Origin of the sequence: Brachybacterium paraconglomeratum, from assembly GCF_039541415.1 — a bacterium.
GTDB classification, from domain to species: Bacteria; Actinomycetota; Actinomycetes; order Actinomycetales; family Dermabacteraceae; genus Brachybacterium; species Brachybacterium paraconglomeratum_A.
Map to the genome: position 1 here is coordinate 408,585 of NZ_BAABGE010000002.1, position 21,603 is coordinate 430,187.

A 21,603-nucleotide genomic window follows, 5' to 3' on the forward strand; every position below is an offset into this window, starting at 1 on the left:
GCGGTGGGGCGGTTCCCGGGACCGCCCCCCTGCTCGGCTCCGAGCTGTCCTTTCAGTTGCGCATGCCGTAGGCCTGGTCCAGGGTCGTGGTCACCAGATACCGCTTCTGCTCGACATAGACGGAGGTGGCGGCGGCGGCGGAGAACAGCTCGGGCACCGCGAGCGGGCCGGTGCGGTCGGCGTCGAAGGGATTGACCAGCAGGCCCTGGGAGGTGTCGAGCACCACCAGGGTGCCCTCCTGGGGACGCTGGGCGTAGGCGAGCCGCTCCCCCGCGGTGAGGAAGACCAGGTCCTCAGGGTCCTGGTGCCGCCACCTCTCCTGGCCGTCCCGATCCAGCCCCCGCACCGTGCTCCCGTCGGCGACGACCGTGACGTCCAGGCCGTGGTCGTGGGCGGCGGCGCGCACGCCGTCGGTGATGATCCGCCCTTCGGCGAGGTCCAGCAGGATCCCGGCACCCTGGCCTTCGCCGAGCACGGCGAGACCGGTGGTGGTCTCGATCCGGCCGAGGATCTGTGCGGCCGACGGGTCCGCGCCGTCCGGCAGCGGCAGGCGCCAGCGCTCGGGGAGCTCCTCGCCGCTGCGCGCCACCAGCTGGTCGCCCTCGGTGAGCAGCACTGTGCCGAGGTGCTCGGCCAGCAGCGACCCGTCCTCGAGGTCCTCCTCGCGCAGCAGCACGTCTCCGGTCCCGGCGGACAGCACCGCGCGCCGCCCCGCGGGCGAGACGCACAGCAGCCCGGGTCCGTGCAGCGGTCCGGGCACCTCTAGCGGGCCCCATAGGCGCTCGGCGGTGGACAGGTCGTAGCAGGTCGCGGTGAGTCCGCTCGCCTGGTCGGGGGCCGGCGCGGTGAGCACGGCGATGTCGCGCCCCTCCGCCGTGCGGGAGAGGGCGACGCCCGCCTGGCCGTGGGGTCGCTGCGCGGACCACAGGGCGGTGCCGTCCTCGTCGACGGCGGTGAAGCGGAGCGTCTCGCCGCTGTCGTCGAGGCCCAGGAAGATCCCGCCCAGCTCCTGGGGCGCGGTGTTCCAGCCGGGGTCGACCACGATCATCACGTCCATCTCGAGGGTGAGGCGGAGCGTGCTGGGGTCCACCGTCTCGGCGGGCCGGTTCAGCACGACGGGCGTGGGGTCGACCAGCGGCTGCGAGGACGGCCTAGGCGCACTGGTGGGCTCCGGGGCCTTCGCCTCACAGGCGGCGAGGGCGCCGACCGGGAGGCCGAGCAGCAGGGTGCGGCGTCTCATCGGCGTCGCTCCGCTCGCCACCACAGGGCCAGGGCCAGGGCGCCGGCGAGCAGGATCAGCAGGATCTGCACCCCGGTGCCGCTGAGCAGGGCAAGGTTCTCCTGCCAGCGCGCGAGGATGCCGGTGGGGACCAGGGAAGGCATGGTCACCAGTCCGTTGGTGGCCCAGAACAGGATCCCGACGGCGATGATCAGCACTCCGGTGAGGGCGGTGGTGGTGTGCAGGCGACGGCCGGCGACCGTGAACTCGCGGCCCCGCAGCAGGGCGCGGGAGCGAGCGCCGAGCCGCCGCCAGAGCGTGGCGAGCAGCATCAGCGGCACCACCATCCCCGCCCCGTAGACGGCCAGCAGCACGGCCGCGAGGACCACACTCCCCTGCCCCACCGCGAGGGTGAGCACCGCGCCGAGGATCGGTCCGGCGCAGAATCCGGCGATCCCGCCCACGGCGCCGAGCAGCAGGGTGCGGGGCAGTCCGCTCCCGCGGGCGGAGGCCTGCTGCGCGCGGCCCAGCCCCGGGACGAAGCGCACCGGATCCACGCCGATGCCGAGCAGGTGGAGCACCCCGAGCACGATCAGCACCAGAGAGGTGCCCGCGATCAGGGTGCTGCGGTGGGCCACGAACAGGGTGCCCACGATGCCGGCGCCGATGCCGAGCGGGACCAGGGTGAGCACGAGACCGAGGAAGAACACCGCGCCATGCAGCAGCACCCCGGAGCGGCTGGTCAGCGAGGAGGCGAAGTAGCCGGGCAGCAGCAGCGCCCCGCAGGGGCTGAGCAGGGCGAGGGCGCCGCCGAGGAATGCCGCGAGGAGGGAGATCTCCATGTCAGGCCCCCGCCTGTTCGAGAGCGTCATCGATGGCGGCCCGGAAGTGCGCGGTGGGCTGGGCGCCGACGCTCGGGGTGCCGCCGATGACGAACGACGGGGTGGTCACGGCGCCCAGCTCGATGCCCTGGGCGGCGTGGTCCGCGATGGTGCGGGCAACCTGCTCGGAGCGGAGGTCCTCGGTGAACTGCCCGGTGTCCAGGCCCAGCTCCTCGGCGAGCGCGATCAGCGCCTCCTCGTCGAGCTGGGCAGAGGAGCGGATCTCGCCGTCGTCGAACAGGGCCTGCTGGTATTCGGCATGCTCGCCCTGCATCGCCGCGGCGAGAGCGGCGCGGGCTGCGCGCTCGGAGTTCTCTCCGTAGACGTTCACGTCCCGCCATTCGATGCGGAGCTCTCCGCGCTCCACATATTCTCGCAGCTCCGGCAGGGTCTCGTGGGTCCAGCGGGCGCAGTAAGGGCACTGGTAGTCGGTGAAGACGACCATCACCACAGGCGCCTCAACCGGCCCCTCGGCCAGCAGATCGCCCGCCTCGCGGGACTCCGCGGTGGAGAGATCGGGCAGCGCCACCTCGGAGGGGTGCGGAAGAGACACTGCCGCGTCCGCCTCCGTTGCGGCCGACGGGCCGGTGGCGCTCCGGTCCTCGCCCTCCCCCGGGGCGAGCCAGAGCACCGCGGCGATCAGCAGCGCGGTCACGGCGATGATCGCGACCGGGACCGCGAGGCGCCGTCGCGTGCGGGGCTGACGGCCCGGGAGCTGGCTCCCCGCCACCGGACCCGATATCTCGGAACCCGTCATCCCGCACCGCCGAGCTCGACCAGCAGCACCCCGGCCGCGATCAGCCCCATCCCGGCGAGCATCAGCGGAGTGAGCGCCTCGCGGAACAGCACCCGGGAGAGCAGGGCGGTGAGCACGATCCCCGCGGCGGCCCACACCCCGTAGGCCACCCCGAGCGGCATCCCCGCCTGCAGCGCGCCGGAGAGCAGCGTGAAGGCGATGACGTACCCGATGATCACCGGGAGGTACCAGGCCCGTCGGCCCCCGGTGGCGATGCGGAGGGAGAGGGTGGAGGCGACCTCGGAGACGACCGCTCCGCACAGCAGCAGCCAGCTCATACGACCGCCTCTGCTGACGTCATGGCCTCGGAACGACGGGCCCGCTGGGCGCCGAGCTCCACGAACGCGACCCCGGCGGCGATCAGCACGATGCCGCTGGCCTTCAGCGCGGTGAACGCCTCCCCGAACAGAAACGCGGAGAGGATCGCGGTGAGCACCACGCCGCACGCGGCCCAGATCCCGTACGCCACACCGAGGGCCATCCCGCGGCGCAGCACCATCGCCAGGAAGACGAACGAGGCCGCGTAGCCGAGTACGACCACCACATACAGCGCGGGATGATCCAGCGCGCCCTTGAGGGAGAGGGTCGCGGTCACCTCGGTGAAGATCGCCCCGAGCAGCAGCACCCAGGCACTCATGCCTCACCGTCCAGCAGTGCAGCGGCGAGGGCACGAAGGCTCACAGCCTCCGCAGCGGATGTCGCGAGCAGTCCGCTGGCACGGTCGAACCAGAGCCCGTCGGCCAGCAGCCGTACGGCCAGCAGCCGCGGGCGCAGGCCCGCAGGCGTTCCCGCGGGAACGTGGAGCCAGCGGTCGACCTGCTCCTGCCAGCGCTCGGTGAGGCTGGCCCGGAGGCGCGGATCCGCGAAGATCACCAGGTCAGCAGGGCTGAGCTGCGCCTCACCCGCCCAGTCGAGATAGGCGAGATGGCGCTGAACAGCAGAGGCCTCAGCGAAGACGTCGTCAGCTATGACGTCATCGATGACGACGGCGCCGGCGGCAGCACCCGAGACTGAGGCGTCCAGGGCCGCGACCATCCCTCGCTCGTAGCGGGCGGTGATGCGGTCCAGGACGGCGGTGAGCAGCCGCTCCTTGGTGGCGAAGTGGTACATCAGCCCGGGCTTGCTGACCTCGGCGGCGCGGGCGGCGGAGTCCAGGGTCAGGGTGCCACCGGCGCCGAGGTGCGCCTCGACGGCGTCAAGCATCGCCTCGCGTGCAGAGGGGCGATGCGCAGGGCGGACTGCCCCGGGCGCGGTACTCACCATGCACTTACTTTACCCATCGGATGGTGACGTGACGCAAGGGCCGGACGCCCCGTCGAGTCCCACACCACCACAGCCTCGCCCAGGGTGATACCACAGTGATACCATTTTGGTCATGGCAATGACACTGCGTCTGACCGATGCTGATGAGCAGATCCTGGCCGAGCTGGCCGCACACGATGGGGTCAGCCGTCAGGAGGCGACTGTCCGCGCGATCCGCGAGGCTGCAGCCCGGCGAGGGCACCAGCAGCTCGTCGGTGAGCTCTCCGCACAGGGCCGGGCCCGGTACGCCGACCTGCTCGACCGTCTCGCTCAGTGACCGTCTTCCTCAGCACGGAAGATCTGCTCTCCCTCATCGATGACCTGAAAGTAGGGCCGGTGCGGGATCTCGGACTGCTGGAGTCAGCCGCCCACCGCCCTGCGACCAGCCTCTGGGGCCGAGAGGCCTACCCCTCCCTCGACCTGAAAGCCGCTGCGCTCCTGGAGTCGCTGGTCCGCAACCACTCGCTGCTCGATGGGAACAAGCGGCTGGGGTGGCTCGGGATCGTGGTGTTCTACGGTATCAACGGAATCGCACTTGAGGCACCGGACGACGGGGCCTATGACCTGGTGATCGCCGTGGCCACCGGCTCCTCCTCAGTGCAGGAGACCGCCGAGTCGCTCGCGCAGTGGCACTGACCGCGCGGCACTGACAGGACCCTCCCCGTCACTCCCCCGCTGCCGGCGCCCAGCGCGCGATCTGGGCGGCGAGGTGTCCGGCACCGTAGCCGTTGTCGATGTTGACCACGCCGATGCCGGGCGCGCAGGCCGAGAGCATGGTGAGCGCGGCGGTGACCCCGCCGCTGGCGACGCCGTAGCCGACGGAGGTGGGCAGGGCGACCACGGGCGCACTGATCTGCCCGGCGACCACCGTGGGCAGCGCGCCGTCCATGCCGGCGGCGACGACCACGCAGGCCGCTTCGCGCAGCTCCGGCAGGCGCGACTGCAGGCGATGCAAGCCCGCGATGCCGATGTCGGCGATCAGCCGCGTAGGGCGGCCGAGGTAACGGGCTGTCAGCTCCGCCTCGCGGGCGACCGGCAGGTCGCTGGTCCCGGCGCAGGCCACGATGACCAGGCCTCCCGTCGGCTCCGGGGGTGCGGACGGCCAGGCCAGCAGCCGCGCCTCGGCGTCATGGAAGGCCCCGGGCAGCGCGGCGAGGATCGCCTCGGCGCGCGCGGCATCGGCGCGGGTGAACAGCACCGGCCCGAGCCCGTCATGGCCCTCGGCGTCCAGCCGCGCGTACTCCGCCGCGATCGCGGCGACCTGCTGGACGCTCTTGGCATCGCACAGCACCGCCTCGGGCGCCCCGCGGCGCCGGGCACGGTCGAGGTCGAGGTCGAGGAAGCCGTCGATCTTCCCGTCGGCCGCTGCTGGCCCGTCGGCCGCCGCCGGGTCGCGCGGGCCCGCAGCAGCCTCAGCCACGCCCGCCCTTGCCCACGATCTGGAGGGAGAACAGGCCCGAGCGGATGCCGTCGAGGTCGATCGTGACGTGCTGGAAGCCGGTCTCCTTGCCGGCGGCCACGAGGGCCGCGCGGATGCCCGGCTCCATGGCACGGGCGAGCTCGCCGGTGGGCAGCTCGATGCGGCCGACGGCGCCGTGGTGGCGCACCCGGCAGTCACTGAAGCCCTGCTCGTAGACCGCATCCTCGAGGTCGTCGATCTGGCGCAGCTTCTCGGGCGTGACCTCCTCGCCGAAGGGGACCCGGGAGGCGAGGCAGGGCGCGGCGGGCTTGTCCGCGACCGGCAGCGAGAAGCCGCGCGCAACCTCTCTGACCTGCTGCTTCGTCATGCCGACGACAGACAGCGGGCGCAGTACCCGGTGGCGGGTGGCGGCGCCGGCGCCGGGGCGGTCGTGGCGGGTGGCGTCGTCGGCGTTCTCGCCATAGGCGACCGCGTCGAGCTGCTGCGCCTCCACGACCTCATCGCCGATGCGGGTGAACAGCTCGTCCTTGCAGTGGAAACAGCGGGAGCCGTCATTCTTCTGGTACTCGGGGTTCTCGCCCTCGTGGGTGTGGACCTCGACCACTTCCGCCCCGATCACCGCGGCGACCTGGTGGGCGAGGCGTCGCTCGCGGCGGGCGAGGGACGGGGAGACGCCGAGCAGCGCGACCACGTTCTCGGCGCCGAGCGCCCGGATGGCGAGGGCGAGCAGGGTCGCGGAGTCCACGCCGCCGGAGTAGGCGACACCGAGGCGCTGCACGCCGGCGAGCTCGGCGGAGACCGCGTCGGCGAGCGCGAGCGCCTCACCTTCGAGCGCGTCCGGGGTCATGGCGGTGACCTCGAAGCCGGGGTGCCCGGGCGAGAACAGCGAGCGGGGGGCCGACGGGGCGGAGCGCTGGTGGGTGGTGGTCACTTGTCCTGCCCTGCCGCGCCATCGCGCTCGGAGGCGAGGCGGAAGAGCACCTCGCCGGCGTGGTCGATGACGAGGGTGTCGGGGTCGTTGCGCAGCGCCTCGATGTCGAGGGAGGCGGGGTCCATGTGGAGCACGTTGTAGACCTCGCACTCCTCCTTCGAGATCGAGGTGGCGAAGTAGCGGTTGACCCGCTGCTTCTCCTCCCCCGTCTCGGGGTCGTAGGTGCCCAGGCCCGTCACGTGGGTGGAGTGGGCGAGCTCGCCCCAGGGGTGGTCCTTGAACCGGTCCCACTGCTTGGTGAAGTACTCGATGTTGTGATAGCCGATGTCGCGGATGCCGGGGTGCATCGCGGCGACCTCGGTGATGTGGGGGGCGTAGATGATCACGTCACCGCCGTCGGCGCAGACGGGCTCGGACTTGTAGAAGCCCTTGGCACCGGTCCACATGTCGTCGTACATCTCCGGCACCAGGGCGACGATCCGCTTGTAGGGCTTCTCGACGTAGGTGATGTGGGTCTGCGCGGAGATCTTCGCCATCGCGGCCCAGGCGGCCTGCGGGTCGCCGAAGGCGATCGCGTTGAGGTCCTGGCCGCCGGAGAGGACGTCCATGGTGAAGGCGAGCTTCGTGGAGTCGATCAGGTCGCTCGCGGCGTCGATCAGCTGGCGCACGGGGGTGATGCCGAGGGTGCCGATGATGCGGCTGGCGGTGATCAGCGCGCCCACCCAGTGGGAGATGTCGATGACGTCGTGCACCGAGCAGCCGGGGAAGAAGTACTTGTTGCCGCCGGAGAAGCCGACCACCTCGTGCGGGAAGACGGGTCCGACGATGAGGTTGACGTCGGACTCGACCACGAGCTTGTTGATCTGCACCCGCATCGGGATGTCGGTGAGCAGGCCGCCGGTGAGCTCGGCGATCTGCTCGGCGGAGATCTCGCCGAGGTCCGCGATCTGGGTGGGGTCGTCCCAGGCGTGGTTGAGGACGGTCCACTCGGGGTAGGTGGCCTTCGCCCCGCGCTCGGTGGCGCCGAGCAGGGTGTCGATCGCCGCCTCGCCCATCGCGGCATGGGTGCCCAGCGCGATGAGCACCGTGACGGAGCTGGCGCGGCCGGAGAGCGCGTCGTGGATCGCGGGCAGCACCTTCGGCAGCGGGACGGAGCGGGTGCCGTCCGGGATGATCAGGCAGACGCTCCTGCCCTCGAGATCCTGCTCGGCGAGCTGCTCGGCGACGAAGCCGGTGATCTGCTCGTCGGTGAGCGCACCGCCCGGGCCGCCGAGGAGGGCGGCACGTTCGGCCAGCCCGTCGGGGATCGGGTGGATCGTGGGCTGCGTCGTCGCATTCGGCTCGCTCATGGCTCCACTATGCGCCGTCGGGCCTGACCAGGACAAGGAGGGCCCGGCTGTTGCCATGAGGGCTCCCGGCGTGCTCGACACCCCGCGCGGGCACCTTCTCCGCCGAGGCGGGCGTCGCTCAGCTGCCGGCGCGATTGCCGCGGCGTGCGAGGGGCAGCGTGCCGAGCGAGGCGATCGCGATCACCGCGAGACCTGCACCCACGAGCGGCTGATCGCCGAGGAGCATCACGAGGGCGAGCACGCCCGCGATGAGCGCTCCGGCGATGGCCGCCATGGTCATGAACCTTCTCGAACTCTCGGTCATGGTCTGCTTCCTCTCGTTGCGGGTGGTGCCAGGATCGCAAGGAGCGCAGGGGCCGGTGAACCGACTTTCGGCGGACGACGCCGCCGGGTCCGCGTCCGATGGGCGGAGCTGAGCTCGACGTCGGGTGGGTACCTCGGACGCTCGGCTGTGCGGGACGGAGTGTGGCGCGGGCCGCACCGCCTTGACCGTCGTTCACGACGACCTTGAAACTGTACCGACGCGACGGTTCAGTTCTGAGGAGTACCGATGACCGACACGATGAGCCCCCGGCGCCGCTGGGCCGCCCTGGCCGTCCTGGTGGGGGCTGTGCTGCTGCTCGCCATCGACGCGACGGTGCTCTATCTCGCCGTGCCCGCCCTCACGGCGGATCTCTCCCCCACGGCCACCCAGGTGCTGTGGATCGGGGACATCTACTCCCTCGCCCTGGCAGGGCTGCTGGTCACGATGGGCAACCTCGCGGACCGCATCGGGCGCAAGCGGCTGCTGCTGCTCGGCGCGACCGCCTTCGGGGCGGCCTCCGTCCTCGCAGCGTTCGCTCCGTCGGCCGAGGTGCTCATCGCCGCGCGGCTGCTGCTGGGGATCGCCGGGGCCACGATCATGCCCTCGACGCTGTCGCTGATCCGCAGCATCTTCACCGACCCCGCCGAGCGGACCCGGGCGATCGCGCTGTGGTCCGCCGCAGCGGCCAGCGGGATCGCCCTCGGCCCCGTGGTGGGCGGGGCGCTGCTGGAGAGCTTCTGGTGGGGCTCGGTGTTCCTCATCAACCTCCCCGTCATCGCGGCGGTGCTGATCGCCGGCGGGTGGCTGCTGCCGGAGTCCCGCAACCCCTCGCCGGGACGCTTCGACCTCGTCTCCAGCGCCCTGTCGATGATGGCGATCATCCCGTTCGTCCTCACCGTCAAGCAGATCGCCGGCGGGAGCGCCGGCGTCGGCACCCTCCTCGCGATCGCCGCAGGGATCCTCGGGGGCGTGCTCTTCGTGCGCCGCCAGCGCCATGTCGACTCGCCCATGATCGAGGTGGATCTGTTCCGCAACGCCGCCTTCAGCGGCGCGGTGCTGGTCAACTTCACCTCCGTCTTCGCGCTCAGCGGCGTGCTGTTCTTCTTCTCCCAGTACCTGCAGCTGGCCCGCCACCTCAGCCCGCTCCAGGCCGGCATCGCGCAGCTGCCCGTCGCTCTCGCGTCCATGGCGGCAGTGCTGCTCGTGGGATTCCTGCTCGCACGACTGGGCCGCGGCCGAGCGATCGCCCTCGCGCTGCTGACGGGGGCGGCGGGGCTCGGCCTGCTCGCAGTGCTCGAGAGCAGCGAACAGCTGGGCTGGGTGCTGCTCGCACTCGTCCCCCTGGGGCTCGGCATCGGGATCGCCGAGACGCTCAGCGTGGACGCCGTCGTCTCCGCGGTGCGTCCGGCGAAGGCCGGGGCCGCCGCATCGGTGTCGGAGACGGCCTACGAGCTGGGCGTGGCCCTCGGCATCGCCGTGCTGGGATCCGTCATGACCGTGCTCTACCGCTCCGGCCTCACGCTCCCCCCGGATGTCACCGGCGCGACGGCGACGAGGGCGCAGGACTCGCTGTCCTCGGCGTCGGCCGTCCTCGCCGACCACGCCGCCGCCCTCGCGGCCGCCGAGCACGCCTTCGTCTCCGCGATGCAGGTGACCACGCTGATCGCCGCGGGGGTCATGGTGGTCTCGGCGGTCGTCGCCTTCGCCCTCATCCCCGACACCCGGGCCACCGCCTCCGCCGCCCGCTGAGGCGGGCGCGGCGAGGATCAGGGAGACTGGAGCCATGGCACGCACAGCAGGGCGCAGCGCGGAGGACACCAGGCGACTGATCCTCGACACCGCCATCCGCCTGGTGGGCCGGAAGGGCACGGCGGTGCCGGTCTCCGAGATCGCCGCCGAGGCGGGCATCTCCAAGGGGGGCCTGCTCTACCACTTCCCCAGCAAGGAGGCGCTCCTGCACACCCTGGCAAGCGACCTCATGGCCCAGTTCCGGGATCAGGTCCACGCGAGCGCGGCCACGGAGCCCCCCTCCCCCGGCCGGCTCACCCGCGCCTACGTCCGTGTGAGCTTCGCCGACGCGGGCGACGTCCACCGGCTGCGCGATTCCATCGCCCTGGCCTCCCACCTCATGTTCGAGCCGGGACTCGCCGAGCTCGCCCAGCAGGACGCGACGCAGTGGCGCGAGGAGCTCCATGCCGACGGGCTCGATCCCGCCGTGGTGCGCCTGGTGATCGCGGCGTCCGACGGGAGCATCAGCGCCCCGCTGTGGGGCGCGATCCTCGACGACAGCGACCGCGAGCGGCTCGAGGCCTCCCTGCTCGACCTCGCGACGCCCTGACGCCGCGCTCGATGCAGAGCTGAGGCCAGGGACCGTCCGAAGGTCGGGGTCGCACCCCGCGGAACGGTACTTCCGAGCGATGCGCACGGCGTATCGCCGTCCTAGCATCGAGCCGTGAAACGCTCCGTGACCGCCGTGACCGCTCCCTCTGCGGGCGCCGACGGCATCGCTCCCGCCGCCCCCTCCCCCGCGGAACTCCTCCGGCGACGGACCGCGGTGATGATCGTGCTGGGGGTCGCCGCACTGGCGCTGTTCTGCGTGCTGGTGCCGATCCACGCCAACGGATACGGCACCCCCGTCGTGCTCGCCCTGCCACTCGGCGCCGCACTGGTCGCCGCGCCCCTGCTGGCCGTCCCCCGCCCTCGCACCGCGAGCGTCCTCGCCTGCCTCCCAGCCTGGATCCTGCCGCTGGTGTCTCTCGGCGACGGACCCTCGTCCTGGCCGTGGCCGTGGTCGGTGCCCGCGATGATCGCCTTCACATTGTTCGTGCTGGTCATCACCACGCTGCACGGCTGGAAGGCAGGAGCGGCACCGCTCGCGATCGGGCACCTTGGCCCGCTGCTGAGCGCACCGCTGCTGGGGCGGGCGGAGGCGGCCGGTACGGATCTCATCGTCGCAGCCTCGCTCAGCGCGGCGGCGTCCCTGGTGGCGGTGCTTCTGGGCAGCAGGCTGCGCGTGGGCGAGGAGCTGCACCGCGAGCGAGAGGTCTCCGCCGCGGAGCACTCGCGTCGGCTGCTGGTCGAGGAGCGCACCCGCATCGCCCGCGAGCTGCACGACGTGGTCGCGCACAGCACCGCCCTGACCCAGGTGCAGGCCTCCACCGCCCGCTACCGGATCCCGGACCTCTCCCCCGAGGCCGCCGCGGAGTTCGACGACATCGCCCGCAGCGCCCGCGGCTCCCTCGAGGAGATGCGCCGCCTGCTGGGGGTGCTGCGCACGGAGGACCACACCCCGCCGCTCGCGCCGCTGCAGGGCGTGGCCGAGATCCCCGAGCTGGTGGAGGGCTTCCGCCGCGCGGGCGCGGAGCTGGAGCTGCACCTGGACGAGGTGCCGGAGCCGGTGCCCGCCTCCGTGGACCTGGCCGCCTACCGCGTGACGCAGGAGGCGCTGAGCAACGCGGTGCGGCACGCGCCCGGCGCACCGATCGACCTGCAGGTGGTCTTCGAACCCGGCGCCGTGATGCTCCGCGTGCACAATGAGAGGGTCCCCGCCGCGGCGACCTCCGCCCCTCGAGGTTCCGGCAACGGGTTGCGCGGCATGCAGGAGCGCGTCTCGCAGCTGGCAGGAACCCTCCGGCACGGGCCCGACCCGGACGGGGGCTGGACCGTCACCGCAGTCCTTCCGCTCACCGATCACCCCCAGGAGCCCGCATGACGATCTCCGTCCTGCTCGCCGACGACGCCGCCATGGTGCGGGCGGGCTTCGCGGCCCTGCTCGACGCCCAGTCCGATGTGCGCGTGGTCGGCCAGGCCACCACGGGCAGGGAGGCCGTCGCGCAGGCGGCACGGCTGCGCCCGGACGTGGTGCTCATGGACGTGCGCATGCCGGAGATGGACGGGATCGAGGCGACGCGGCGCATCGGGGCACCCGACTTCCCCGCCTCCCCGCCGCCGCGGATCCTCATGCTCACCACCTTCGACATCGACGACTACGTCCACGACGCCCTGCAGGCCGGGGCGAGCGGCTTCCTGCTCAAGGACGCGACACCCGAGGAGCTGGTCCACGCGGTGCGGGTGGTCGCCGCCGGTGACGCGCTGCTCTCGCCCGGGATCACGCGGAGGATGATCGAGCAGTTCGCCGCCCGTCGGCCGCGCGCCCCGCGCGATGCGGCGCTCCTGGCCCAGCTCACCGACCGCGAGCGGGAGGTCCTGATGCTCATCGCCGAGGGCCGCTCCAACAAGGAGGTCGGTGAGGGGCTGTTCATCTCCGACCACACGGTGAAGACCCATGTGGGGCGCCTGCTCACCAAGCTCGGCGTGCGCGACCGGGTGCAGCTGGTGATCCTCGCCTATGACAACGGCCTGGTCTCGCCGCTGAGCTGATCGCTCGGAGGGACTGCCCGGTGAGCGGCGCCGTCACTTCTTCCGGCCGGAGAGCCCTCGCGTCCTCCCGTTCTGGGCCACCATCTCGAGCACGTCCGCGCCATCGACCTGGATCTGTGCGGGCTGGAGCTGGTACCCAGTGATCAGGAACCGCGCCTCGGCACCCGCCTGCGGCACATCGCCGATCCGCTTCGTCCGCAGATCTCCGACGATCGCCCCGAGACGCTTGGCCATCCGGGTGATCGACATGCCGGGGTCCGAGTAGATGACCTCGCGGCCTCCCAGAGCGGCGAAGCCCCGCGTGATGACCGTCGGAGTCTCCGCCTCCTCCACGGGCCGGACGCGGAAGGCCAGGGGAACATTCGCCTCGAGATCCCTGATGAACTGCTCGGGAGTGAGCACGAGGCGCTGCGCCGGGATCCAGACGGCGATGGGGAGGGGCACCTCGGCGAGCATGACGACGAAGCTGAGGACCGCGCTCAGCGGATCATCCCCGGAATGCGGGCCGATGGAGAGGGCTCCTCGATGTGCAGCGATCCGCTCGACCAGGTCAGCGCTGTCGTCGGAGCAGGCAGCGTCGCGGAGCAGGGCCGGGTCCTCGATCCGGCCCGCGACTCCCATGTGCATCATGACATCGTGCGCGGTCTCGAAGACGGCCGCAGTGCTCCCCGTCCGGGTGAGCTCGCGGGCGCGATGGGGCAGGACGGCCTCCAGCACCTCGCCGAGGTGAGCCGGGTGATGGTCCAGCAGCAGATGAGCCGTCAGCGGACCTGCAGGCTGCGGCGTCTCGGAGCTGTCGGGACGTTCCCTCACGGGGCCCACCACGCCGAGATCGATGTGGAGGGCGACCGTTCCTCCCCGCTCGTCGAGCCCTCGGATGACGGGGTAGACGCCATCGCCCCATCCGGAATGGCTCAGGATGACGTTCTCCCCGTGCTGGGCGCCCGGAAGGATGATGTTCGCCGTGCCGTCCAGCAGATGCTCGGGATCGTCCATGAGAGTGAACCAGCTGTCCGGTCGGCCGGAGTCGAAGAGCTCCTCGAGGTCCTCGGCATCCTTCGGCAGGAGGCGCTCCACGGAGTCCCGGTCGGCGAAGGAGACGGCACCGGAATCGACGAACACCTCGGCGTCGTCGACCAGCTCGCGGCTCCTCTCCGCACCGTCGGCCAGCACCACGCTGAGATAGGCCTCGCGCAGGTGGCTGCCGTCCTGGGCATCGGAGACATCGGCCACCGTGACACTGACCGGATACGCGCCCGGGGACACCTCGATCACCCGGCCCTCTCCCAGACGGGTGAACGGATCAGCGACCTCGAGGCGACCGGAGTGCACTCGGAGGACACCGAGCTCGTGGACGCTGAGGGTGAGCGTGCCACCCTGCGGGTTGGAGGCGGGTCCAGGGGTCAGGGCGGCGAATGCAGAGAGATCCATGGCGGAGACTCTAGCCAGCATCGAATCGTGGAACACCTCCCGACGGGTCGTCATCCGACGGCTGGGGCGGCGCCGGTCTCGCCGCTGAGCTGATCGCTCGGAGGGACCACCCCTGCCGGCACCTGCGCGCGACGCGGCAGGGGGCACCTCGTCCATAGCGTCCTCGGCATCACCCGAGGAGGAGCCCCATGGCCGTCATCGATCTCGCGCCCCCGCGCCGCGCGCACGTCCCCGCCCGCACCCCTGCCCCCTCGCACCGCGATCGCGGCATCGACCTGGTCCGCGCGCTGTGCGTGCTGGCCGTGATGCTCGTCCACGGGCTCCAGGTCGCGGTCACCGCCGGCGCGGCCGGGCCGGTGCTCGAGTACGCGACCCGCGGTGCGGCCTGGTATCCGCCGCTGACCTGGCTGCTGCAGGTGATGCCGCTGTTCTTCGTGGTCAGCGGCTTCGCCGGCGCCATCGCGCACCGCCGGCTGCGGGAGCGCGGAGGCTCCGCGACGGACTTCGTCACGGCCCGCGTGCATCGCCTGCTGCTGCCGGCCCTCGCCCCGATCGCCGCGGTCGCTCTGGCCCTCGCCGCACTGCCCGCCCTCGGCGTCCCCGACGAGCTGCTCGGCGAGGCGGGGCTGCGCTGGCGCGAGCCGCTGTGGTTCCTCGCGGTGTTTCTCGGCGTCCAGGCGCTGCTGCCGGCGCTGCTGCGGGCGCATGAGCGGGCGCCCTGGCCCTCGCTGCTCGCCCTGGCCGGCGGCGCGGTGATCGTGGACGTGCTGCGCGCGGAGACGGGGATCGACGCGGTCGGGTACGCGAACCTCGCCTTCGTCTGGCTCGCGCTCCAGCAGGCGGGCTTCCTGCTGGCCGACGGGCGCATCGAGGCCCTCTCCCGCCGCGCCCGGCTGCTGGGCGCGGGAGCGGCCGTGACCGCTCTGCTCGCCGCCTTCGCGAGCGGGCTCTGGTCCCCCGACCTCATCGCGCACCTGAACCCGCCCACCACCGCCCTGCTGGTGCTCGGCGCGGCGCAGACCCTTGCGCTCTCCCTGCTGCGGCCCCGGCTCCGCGAGCTCGCGGAGCGTCCGCACATCGCGGCCGTGACCGGCTTCGTCACCGCCCGCACGATGACCTTCTACCTGTGGAACCTCTCGGCGCTGCTGCTCCTCGCGGGCGGGACGCTGCTCCTCGCGCACTGGGGCGCGCTCACCCTGCCGGAGCCCTCGAGCCTCCAGTGGTGGCTGGACCGGCCGCAGTGGCTGCTCGCCTCGATCGTGCTCACGGCGACGGCGGCCCGGCTCTTCGGCCCGCTCGAGCGGGTACGTGCGGTGCGGCCGACGGGCGAGCTCCGCCGCACCGGGCAGGCGATCGCGCTGGGCCTCGCCGGGCTGGGGCTGCTGCTCGTCGCGGGCGCCTCACCGCTCAGCGGCGTCGCGGCGCTCGCGCTGCTGCTCGGGGCGCTCGCCCGGATCCGCGCCCCGCGCCCGACTCTCGGCGAGGCCGGGCCGGCTGGGTCGGCTCGGCGTCAGGAGTCGCCCGACGGCGCCGCCGGTCGCGCAGGCTCCGCCGCGAGCACCGCACCCAGCAGGCCGGGGAACCGGGACTCGAGGTCCTCGTCGCGCAGGCAGTTCAGGATCGCGGTGCCGCGGTAGCGCTGGGAGATGACCCCGGCCTCGCGCAGCACCCTGAAGTGATGGGTGGAGGTCGACTTGGAGACGGGGAGGTCGAAGGCGATGCACGCCTGGTCGTCGTGGCCACCGGCGAGCTGGCGGACGATCGTGCGGCGGATCGGGTCCGCGAGCGCGGAGAGCACCTGGTCCAGGGCGATCTCCTGCGCATCGGGGTGGGGCAGTGTGCGCACCGTCTCCTCCTGGTCTCTTCTCGCGGGGTCCCCCGAGAGTACTATCGTCCTCGTAGTACGGCATCCTTCGTACTTAGCGTCGACCCCTCCGGAGGCTCCTCCCGTGACGACCCTGTTCACCCCGCTCCAGCTCCGCGGCCTCGAGATCCCGAACCGCGCATGGATGTCTCCCATGTGCACCTACAGCGCGGCGGCCGAGCCCGGATCGGCCGGCCGGCCCACCGATTTCCACCTCGCCCACTACTCGGCCCGCGCGGCCGGCGGCGCGGGCATGGTGATCCTCGAGGCGACGGGCGTGGCCCCCGAGGGACGCATCAGCCCCTTCGACCTCGGCCTGTGGGAGGACGCGCAGATCCCGGACTTCGCACGCATCGCCGCCGCGATCCGCGCACAGGGCGCGGTCGCAGGCATCCAGCTCGCGCACGCCGGCCGCAAGGCCTCGACCGGCCGACCCTGGGAGGGCGGGGCCTGGCTCGGCACCGACGAGCTCGGCTGGATGCCCTACGGCGCGAGCCCCGTCGCCTTCCCGGGCGGCCCGGTGCCCCACGAGATGAGCCGCGAGGACATCGCCGCGGTCGTCCGCTCCTTCGGCGACGCCGCACGCCGCGCGCTCGAGGCCGGCTTCCAGGTCGCGGAGATCCACGCCGCGCACGGCTACCTGCTGCACTCCTTCCTCTCGCCGCTGACCAACCGCCGCACCGACGAGTACGGCGGCGACCTCGCCGGTCGTGCGCGGCTGGTGCTCGAAGTGGTCGACGCCGTCCGCGGCGTGTGGCCGCAGGACCTCCCGGTGATGATGCGCATCTCGACCACCGACTGGATCGAGGAGAACCCCGAGGATGCTCGCGAGAGCTGGACCTACGAGCAGTCAGCGCAGCTGGTCGCCTGGGCGGGCGAGCACGGGGTGGACCTGGTCGACGCCTCGTCGGGCGGGAACGACGTGGTGCCGATCCCCCACGACGTGGACTACCAGACGCGCTATGCGGCGATGCTGCACCGCGACACCACGGTCGCTGTCGCCGCCGTCGGCCGCGTGAAGCATGCCGAGCAGGCGGAGGAGCTGCTGAGCTCCGGCCAGGCCGACGCCGTCTTCGTGGGCCGCGAGATGCTCCGGGACCCCTCCTGGGCGAACCACGCCGCCCGCGAGCTCGGCACGACCCCGCGGTTCATCGAGCAGTACGCCTACGCACTCTGACGACACGGGTCACGGCACGAGCGTGATCAGGCGCTGGGTGGCGCGGGTCTGCGCGACGTACAGGTCGCGCAGACCCGCGTCCCCGGCGTTCTCCATCGCTGCCGGGTCGACGATGAGCACGGTGTCGAACTCGAGGCCACGGGCTTCCGGCGCGCCGAGCACCGTGACCCCCGTCGACTCCAGCGCCTTCTCGAGAGCCGGCGCTTCGGCAGCAGTCGCGACGACGCCGATCAGCTCCCCTGGGCGCGCCGCAGCGAGCTCGCCGATCAGGGAGCGGAGCGCGGCCTCGACGTCGCCGTGCCCCGCGGTGACGGTCCGCGGCGGCTCGCCGTGGCGGAGGGAGCGGGACAGCTGCTGGTCCGGAGCGATCCTCGCCAGCAGCGGCCGCGTAGTCTCCAGGATCTCCGCCGTGGTGCGGTAGTTGACCGTGAGGGTGTGGTGGACGAACCGGTCCTGGACGAACGGCTCCAGGGCGTCGGCCCAGGTCCGCACCGTCGTGGTCGGGCCTGCCTGGGCGAGGTCGCCCACCACCGTCATGGAGCGTGCCGGGCAGCGGCGCATCAGCACCCTCCAGTGCATCGGGGAGAGCTGCTGGGCCTCGTCGACGACCACGTGGCCGAACGTCTCGCCGGGCGGCCCGTCCACGAGTGCTCGCGCCTCGTCGAGCAGCGCGAGATCAGCGTCGGTCCACGCGCCGTGGGAACCGTCCACAATCAGCGCGAGCTCCTCGGCCGTCGCTTCCGGCAGCACCGCCGCGAGGGCGGAGGGGTCACTGAGCACGCCGCGGATGACGTGCTCGGCCGTCAGCTGCGGCCAGATCCGCTCCACGGCGCGGTCGATGCTGGGATCCTCGAGCAGCTCGTCACGGATCGCATCCCAGTCGATGTCGATGACTGAGGCCGAACTGCTCGCGCCGCCCGCCCCGGAGCCCCCGAGGTCCTTCGCGGCCAGACGGTCGAAGCTGATGCCGAGCAGCGCCTCGGCCTCGTGCTCGAAATCGGCATCCTCCTGCGTCGCCCGTGCCTCCAGCTCGTGGACCAGGTCCTCGACGATGGCCTCGGTGAACAGCTCGCGCGCGGGATTGTGGCCGATTCCGCCCTGCAGCGCGAAGCGTCGTGCCGCGTCGACCACGCCGGGGTCCAGGACCAGAGCGTCGTGCGCGGTGCGCAGCTCGAGCGGCACACCGTGCGGCTCGCGGTCGCGCACCCACGTCGCCAGGGCGTCCGCGAGTTCGGCGCGGCCCTTGAGGCGTGCCAGGTGATCGGGCTCGGTGCGCTGCGCGTCCGCCTGCACGAGGTCGGAAAGGGTCGACAGCTGCACGTCGTTCTCGCCGAGCGAGGGCAGCACGTCGGAGATGTAGGTCAGGAACCGCTGGTTCGGTCCGTGCACGAGCACTCCGTGGCCGGCGACCGACGGCCACGCATAGAGCACATAGGCGGCGCGGTGGAGGGCCACGATCGTCTTCCCCGTCCCCGGGCCGCCGTCGACGACCATGATCCCGCGGTGCGGTGAGCGGACGATCTGGTCCTGCTCCGCCTGGAGGGTCGAGGCCGCTTCGCGCATCCGCCCGGTGCGTGCCCCGCCGAGGGCGGCGACGAGCGGACCATCGCCCACGACGTCCTGCGGGAGCGGCGTGCTGCCGTCGAGGATCTCATCGCTGAGGTCCACGACCTGGCGCTGCTGCACCCGCAGGTGGCGCCGCTTCCGCACGCCCATCGGGTGGGCCATCGTCGCCGCATAGAAGGGTCGCGCCGCCTCCGCGCGCCAGTCCACCAGGAGGATCTCCCCGGAGTCCGTGCGCATCCCGATCCGTCCGATGTGCAGGCCCCTGCCGCCCTCTGCCCGGTCGATGCGGCCGAAGCACAGGCCCTGCTCTGCGGCGCGCAGCTGACCGATCCTGTCCTGCAGCCGATGGAATTCGAGGTCTCGCGCATGAGTGCCCGCGGGGCCTTCCACCGGTGCGGCCAGCACACGGTCCCGCGCCGTTTCCCGGGCCTCCAGATCGGCATCGAGGTGTGCGTACATCCCGTCCAGCGCGCGCTGCTCGACGCCCCTCTGAACAGCCTGATCCTCGTTCTGACCTGCCATGCTCATCTGCTCCCCATGTCTCGCGTCGATCGGCCCCCCGCCACCGCTGCGGAGTGGACTGGTGGGCTCGCTCTCCGCGCCTGCGGACTGCTTCTCACAGCGTGGAACGTCGTCGCCGATCATCGCCGACGTCAGACGCGTGAGGTCTGATCCGGAAAGACGTCCGGATAGTTCTCCTGCACCCGAGAGAGCCGCCAGCGGTCCGGGAAGAGCGCGACGGGCTCGCCGCTGGGCCGGAAGAGCACCTCGACACCGCTGATCGACGCGATCCGAGAGACCTCGGAGCGTGCGAAGGAGCGCGACAGGACATACGGCATCGGGGGATCGAGCGCGATCTCCACCCCGAACTCACGGCGCATCCGCTCGTAGGCGACCTCGAACTGCAGCTCGCCGACAGCTGCGAGCACAGGCCCGCCGGGGCTGCCGTTCGCGTCCCGGAGCAGCTGGATGGCGCCCTCTTCCTCGAGCTGGGCGAGGCCCTTGGTGAAGCGCTTATGGCGGGCGGTGTCCAGGGATCGGGCGACGCGGAAGCGCTCCGGATCGAAGCGGGGCATGCCGGGGAAGACGACGCGTCCGCCCTCATGGAGGGTGTCCCCGACGTGCAGACCGGTGGTGTTGACGAAGCCGACGACATCGCCGGGCCAGGATTCGTCGACGGTGGCCCGGCTCCGCCCGACGAGGTGATGGGCGTACTTGGAGGACACCGGGCGGCCGGACTGCGCGTGATGCAGCTCCATGCCTCGGCTGAACACGCCGGAGTTGACCCGGACGTAGGCGACCTGGTCACGGTGGGCGGGGTTCATCCCCGCCTGGATCTTGAACACGTAGCCGGAGAACTCGGCCTCGAGCGGCCGGGGCGCCCCCGCCTCGTCCGGCCGCGGGCGGGGTGCGGGCGCGTGATCGAGGAGGAAGTCCATCAGGTATCGCACGCCGATGTTCCCTGCGGCGGCGGTGAACAGCACGGGGGTCTGCTCGCCGTCGAGGAACGGCTGGGCCTCGAACGTCCCGTTGAGCTCGGCCGCGACCCCGGCGCCCTCGATCGCGTCGCGCCAGAGCTCCTCGCTCAGCCCGCTGTCGGTGGCACCGTCGACGATCTCCTCGCGGACCAGGCGCGCGCCGGAGGCGACCACCTCGTGCCGCAGGTAGCTCGACGCCCCGGGCTCCAGCAGGCCGCGGAACTCCCCGGCGTATCCCACCGGCCAGTTCACAGCGACCGGCGTGCGGCCCGTGGCCTGCTCGATGTCGTCGAAGAGCTCGAGGGCCTCGAGCCCCGGGCGGTCCCACTTGTTGATCACGGTCACGACGGGGAGCCCGAGTCGCCGACAGGCGTCGAAGAGCTTGCGGGTCTGGGTCTCCATGCCCTTGCCGGCATCGACGAGCATGACGGCGAAGTCCACCGCGGTCAGCACCCGGTAGGTGTCCTCGGAGAAGTCCGAGTGCCCGGGGGTGTCCAGCAGGTTGAAGACGACGTCGTGGTAGTCGAAGCGCAGAGCGGTCGAGGTGATCGAGATGCCTCGCTCGCGCTCGACCTCGCCCCAGTCGGAGAGGCTCGCCGCGCGGTTCGCCTTGCCATGGGTCGCGCCGGCCTCATCCACGACGCGGGCGTGCAGCGCCAGCGCCTCGGTGAGGGTCGACTTGCCCGCATCCGGGTGCGAGATCACCGCGAAGGTGCGGCGTCGCGTCGCCTCCGCGTGCACACGGGGCGAGGTCGGGGCGGGATCCGGAGAAGTGAGCATCATCAGCACTCTACGTGCGCGGGCGGAGGATGCCACGGGAGCGGGCCGCCTTCGACGCGCTGATCACACGGGCGGCCCTCGCCGCCCGCGCGCCCGTCGGCACGCGCGCCCCGCAGCGCAGGCTCTCCGCCGGATGGAGACCGACGTCAGACGGCGTCCTCCTCGACCGGCAGCTGCCTGATCACCGTCGCCGGGGTGCCCACGGCGACGACGTGGTCGGGAATGTCGCGCAGCACGACGCTCCCCGCGCCGATCACGCTGTTGCGGCCGATGGTGACGCCGGCACCCACGGTCACCGAGGCGCCCAGCCAGGTGTTCTCCCCGATGGAGATCGGAAGCGCCTGCTCCCAGCCCTCGCGCCGGCGCCCGTGATCCTCCACCGGATGCAGCGCCGTCATCAGCTGCGCCCCGGGACCGAGCCGGACGTTCGCTCCGATGAGAATGGGGGCGTCGTCCATGAAGAAGGCGTTCGCGTTCACGAAGGCCGACGCCCCCAGCCGGATGTTGGTGCCATAGGTGCACTGGAAGCGCGGGACCACGATGGCACCCTCCCCCACCGCGCCCAGCATCGCGATCAGGGCATCACGCCGCACCTCGTCCTCGTCAGCCCTCGCCGCGTTGAACGTGTCCAGCAGTCTCCAGCAGTCGCGGCGCCGGGCCTGCAGCTGAGGGCCGTCGAGATACCACTCGCCGCGGGCGAGCCGTTCAGGGTGCGTATCCATCAC

General features: G+C 72.1%; 22 protein-coding genes and 1 pseudogene. 8 read left to right on the forward strand and 15 right to left on the reverse strand.

What is annotated here, in order from left to right; translation table 11 throughout:
* Window positions 1–52 precede the first annotated feature (52 nt).
* The 6 genes from ABD893_RS01775 to ABD893_RS01800 are packed head-to-tail and all read right to left on the reverse strand — an operon-like array spanning window position 53 to window position 4,159.
* On the reverse strand, window positions 53–1,240 hold the full coding sequence (locus ABD893_RS01775) for a hypothetical protein (RefSeq protein ID WP_345075804.1): 1,188 nt from the start codon (window positions 1,238–1,240) through the stop codon (window positions 53–55).
* The gene (locus ABD893_RS01780; RefSeq protein ID WP_345075805.1) at window positions 1,237–2,061 is read right to left on the reverse strand and encodes a cytochrome c biogenesis CcdA family protein; all 825 of its coding nucleotides are present in this window, start codon (window positions 2,059–2,061) and stop codon (window positions 1,237–1,239) included. The genes ABD893_RS01775 and ABD893_RS01780 overlap by 4 nt, the downstream gene beginning before the upstream one ends.
* Before the next feature lies 1 nt (window position 2,062).
* A complete protein-coding gene (locus ABD893_RS01785; RefSeq protein WP_345075806.1) occupies window positions 2,063–2,830 on the reverse strand; it encodes a DsbA family protein in 768 nt (255 codons plus the stop codon).
* A gap of 23 nt (window positions 2,831–2,853) precedes the next feature.
* Entirely contained in the window at window positions 2,854–3,174 is a 321-nt protein-coding gene (locus tag ABD893_RS01790) for a DMT family transporter (RefSeq protein WP_345075807.1), read from the reverse strand.
* A complete protein-coding gene (locus tag ABD893_RS01795) occupies window positions 3,171–3,533 on the reverse strand; it encodes a DMT family transporter (protein ID WP_345075809.1) in 363 nt (120 codons plus the stop codon). Before ABD893_RS01795 ends, ABD893_RS01790 begins: the two co-directional genes overlap by 4 nt.
* Window positions 3,530–4,159, reverse strand: a complete 630-nt coding sequence (locus ABD893_RS01800) for a TetR/AcrR family transcriptional regulator (protein WP_345075810.1) — start codon at window positions 4,157–4,159, stop codon at window positions 3,530–3,532. The genes ABD893_RS01795 and ABD893_RS01800 overlap by 4 nt, the downstream gene beginning before the upstream one ends.
* A gap of 112 nt (window positions 4,160–4,271) precedes the next feature.
* Between ABD893_RS01800 and ABD893_RS01805 the strand changes: the two genes are divergently transcribed.
* Window positions 4,272–4,475: a CopG family transcriptional regulator gene (locus tag ABD893_RS01805; RefSeq protein WP_345075811.1), complete on the forward strand. Its 204-nt coding sequence runs from the start codon at window positions 4,272–4,274 to the stop codon at window positions 4,473–4,475.
* The gene (locus tag ABD893_RS01810) at window positions 4,472–4,834 is read left to right on the forward strand and encodes a type II toxin-antitoxin system death-on-curing family toxin (RefSeq protein WP_345075812.1); all 363 of its coding nucleotides are present in this window, start codon (window positions 4,472–4,474) and stop codon (window positions 4,832–4,834) included. The genes ABD893_RS01805 and ABD893_RS01810 overlap by 4 nt, the downstream gene beginning before the upstream one ends.
* Before the next feature lie 28 nt (window positions 4,835–4,862).
* Here ABD893_RS01810 and larB read toward each other — a convergent pair whose 3' ends face one another.
* The 4 genes from larB to ABD893_RS01830 all read right to left on the reverse strand — a co-directional run bounded on the left by larB (window position 4,863) and on the right by ABD893_RS01830 (window position 8,202).
* A complete protein-coding gene (larB, locus tag ABD893_RS01815) occupies window positions 4,863–5,618 on the reverse strand; it encodes a nickel pincer cofactor biosynthesis protein LarB (RefSeq protein WP_345075813.1) in 756 nt (251 codons plus the stop codon).
* Window positions 5,611–6,549 carry an ATP-dependent sacrificial sulfur transferase LarE gene (gene larE, locus ABD893_RS01820; protein WP_345075814.1) on the reverse strand — a complete coding sequence of 313 codons (939 nt, stop codon included), beginning with the start codon at window positions 6,547–6,549 and terminating at the stop codon, window positions 5,611–5,613. The genes larB and larE overlap by 8 nt, the downstream gene beginning before the upstream one ends.
* Window positions 6,546–7,898 (reverse strand): lactate racemase domain-containing protein, encoded by a 1,353-nt coding sequence (locus ABD893_RS01825; RefSeq protein WP_345075815.1) that lies wholly within the window; start codon window positions 7,896–7,898, stop codon window positions 6,546–6,548. Before ABD893_RS01825 ends, larE begins: the two co-directional genes overlap by 4 nt.
* 118 nt (window positions 7,899–8,016) lie before the next feature.
* Window positions 8,017–8,202, reverse strand: a complete 186-nt coding sequence (locus tag ABD893_RS01830) for a hypothetical protein (RefSeq protein WP_345075816.1) — start codon at window positions 8,200–8,202, stop codon at window positions 8,017–8,019.
* A gap of 246 nt (window positions 8,203–8,448) precedes the next feature.
* Between ABD893_RS01830 and ABD893_RS01835 the strand changes: the two genes are divergently transcribed.
* The 4 genes from ABD893_RS01835 to ABD893_RS01850 all read left to right on the forward strand — a co-directional run bounded on the left by ABD893_RS01835 (window position 8,449) and on the right by ABD893_RS01850 (window position 12,582).
* A complete protein-coding gene (locus ABD893_RS01835; protein ID WP_345075817.1) occupies window positions 8,449–9,951 on the forward strand; it encodes an MFS transporter in 1,503 nt (500 codons plus the stop codon).
* Window positions 9,952–9,985: 34 nt separating this feature from the next.
* Complete coding sequence (locus tag ABD893_RS01840; protein WP_345075818.1) at window positions 9,986–10,540, forward strand: TetR/AcrR family transcriptional regulator; 555 nt, start codon at window positions 9,986–9,988, stop codon at window positions 10,538–10,540.
* A 114-nt stretch (window positions 10,541–10,654) separates the two neighbouring features.
* Window positions 10,655–11,914: a sensor histidine kinase gene (locus tag ABD893_RS01845; protein ID WP_345075819.1), complete on the forward strand. Its 1,260-nt coding sequence runs from the start codon at window positions 10,655–10,657 to the stop codon at window positions 11,912–11,914.
* Entirely contained in the window at window positions 11,911–12,582 is a 672-nt protein-coding gene (locus ABD893_RS01850; protein ID WP_345075820.1) for a response regulator, read from the forward strand. Before ABD893_RS01845 ends, ABD893_RS01850 begins: the two co-directional genes overlap by 4 nt.
* 33 nt (window positions 12,583–12,615) lie before the next feature.
* On the opposite strand, the gene ABD893_RS01855 is transcribed toward ABD893_RS01850, so the two are convergent.
* On the reverse strand, window positions 12,616–14,013 hold the full coding sequence (locus tag ABD893_RS01855; protein WP_345075821.1) for a DUF4241 domain-containing protein: 1,398 nt from the start codon (window positions 14,011–14,013) through the stop codon (window positions 12,616–12,618).
* Window positions 14,014–14,201: 188 nt separating this feature from the next.
* Here ABD893_RS01855 and ABD893_RS01860 point away from each other — a divergent pair.
* Window positions 14,202–15,269, forward strand: a pseudogene (locus ABD893_RS01860) (acyltransferase family protein); the annotation flags it as partial.
* 254 nt (window positions 15,270–15,523) lie between these two features.
* Here the strand turns inward: ABD893_RS01860 and ABD893_RS01865 are convergent.
* Window positions 15,524–15,859 (reverse strand): ArsR/SmtB family transcription factor, encoded by a 336-nt coding sequence (locus tag ABD893_RS01865; protein WP_345075822.1) that lies wholly within the window; start codon window positions 15,857–15,859, stop codon window positions 15,524–15,526.
* A 103-nt stretch (window positions 15,860–15,962) separates the two neighbouring features.
* Here ABD893_RS01865 and ABD893_RS01870 point away from each other — a divergent pair, with 103 nt between their 5' ends.
* Window positions 15,963–17,054 carry an NADH:flavin oxidoreductase/NADH oxidase gene (locus ABD893_RS01870; protein ID WP_345075823.1) on the forward strand — a complete coding sequence of 364 codons (1,092 nt, stop codon included), beginning with the start codon at window positions 15,963–15,965 and terminating at the stop codon, window positions 17,052–17,054.
* Window positions 17,055–17,063: 9 nt separating this feature from the next.
* Here ABD893_RS01870 and ABD893_RS01875 read toward each other — a convergent pair whose 3' ends face one another.
* The 3 genes from ABD893_RS01875 to ABD893_RS01885 form a co-directional block, all read right to left on the reverse strand.
* Window positions 17,064–19,142 (reverse strand): HelD family protein, encoded by a 2,079-nt coding sequence (locus ABD893_RS01875; protein WP_345075824.1) that lies wholly within the window; start codon window positions 19,140–19,142, stop codon window positions 17,064–17,066.
* 131 nt (window positions 19,143–19,273) lie between these two features.
* The gene (locus tag ABD893_RS01880) at window positions 19,274–20,878 is read right to left on the reverse strand and encodes a peptide chain release factor 3 (RefSeq protein ID WP_345075825.1); all 1,605 of its coding nucleotides are present in this window, start codon (window positions 20,876–20,878) and stop codon (window positions 19,274–19,276) included.
* A 146-nt stretch (window positions 20,879–21,024) separates the two neighbouring features.
* A complete protein-coding gene (locus ABD893_RS01885) occupies window positions 21,025–21,600 on the reverse strand; it encodes a sugar O-acetyltransferase (RefSeq protein WP_345075826.1) in 576 nt (191 codons plus the stop codon).
* Window positions 21,601–21,603: the final 3 nt, after the last annotated feature.

What these genes read in the sequence shown, in the direction of transcription:
- ABD893_RS01775 (WP_345075804.1), bottom strand. Translation starts at nt 1,240, where the DNA reads ATGAGACGCCGCACCCTGCTGCTCGGCCTCCCGGTCGGCGCCCTCGCC.
- ABD893_RS01780 (WP_345075805.1), bottom strand. Translation starts at nt 2,061, where the DNA reads ATGGAGATCTCCCTCCTCGCGGCATTCCTCGGCGGCGCCCTCGCCCTG.
- ABD893_RS01790 (WP_345075807.1), bottom strand. Translation starts at nt 3,174, where the DNA reads ATGAGCTGGCTGCTGCTGTGCGGAGCGGTCGTCTCCGAGGTCGCCTCC.
- ABD893_RS01795 (WP_345075809.1), bottom strand. Translation starts at nt 3,533, where the DNA reads ATGAGTGCCTGGGTGCTGCTGCTCGGGGCGATCTTCACCGAGGTGACC.
- ABD893_RS01800 (WP_345075810.1), bottom strand. Translation starts at nt 4,159, where the DNA reads ATGGTGAGTACCGCGCCCGGGGCAGTCCGCCCTGCGCATCGCCCCTCT.
- ABD893_RS01805 (WP_345075811.1), top strand. Translation starts at nt 4,272, where the DNA reads ATGGCAATGACACTGCGTCTGACCGATGCTGATGAGCAGATCCTGGCC.
- ABD893_RS01825 (WP_345075815.1), bottom strand. Translation starts at nt 7,898, where the DNA reads ATGAGCGAGCCGAATGCGACGACGCAGCCCACGATCCACCCGATCCCC.
- ABD893_RS01830 (WP_345075816.1), bottom strand. Translation starts at nt 8,202, where the DNA reads ATGACCGAGAGTTCGAGAAGGTTCATGACCATGGCGGCCATCGCCGGA.
- ABD893_RS01835 (WP_345075817.1), top strand. Translation starts at nt 8,449, where the DNA reads ATGACCGACACGATGAGCCCCCGGCGCCGCTGGGCCGCCCTGGCCGTC.
- ABD893_RS01840 (WP_345075818.1), top strand. Translation starts at nt 9,986, where the DNA reads ATGGCACGCACAGCAGGGCGCAGCGCGGAGGACACCAGGCGACTGATC.
- ABD893_RS01850 (WP_345075820.1), top strand. Translation starts at nt 11,911, where the DNA reads ATGACGATCTCCGTCCTGCTCGCCGACGACGCCGCCATGGTGCGGGCG.
- ABD893_RS01855 (WP_345075821.1), bottom strand. Translation starts at nt 14,013, where the DNA reads ATGGATCTCTCTGCATTCGCCGCCCTGACCCCTGGACCCGCCTCCAAC.
- ABD893_RS01875 (WP_345075824.1), bottom strand. Translation starts at nt 19,142, where the DNA reads ATGGCAGGTCAGAACGAGGATCAGGCTGTTCAGAGGGGCGTCGAGCAG.
- ABD893_RS01880 (WP_345075825.1), bottom strand. Translation starts at nt 20,878, where the DNA reads ATGCTCACTTCTCCGGATCCCGCCCCGACCTCGCCCCGTGTGCACGCG.
- ABD893_RS01885 (WP_345075826.1), bottom strand. Translation starts at nt 21,600, where the DNA reads ATGGATACGCACCCTGAACGGCTCGCCCGCGGCGAGTGGTATCTCGAC.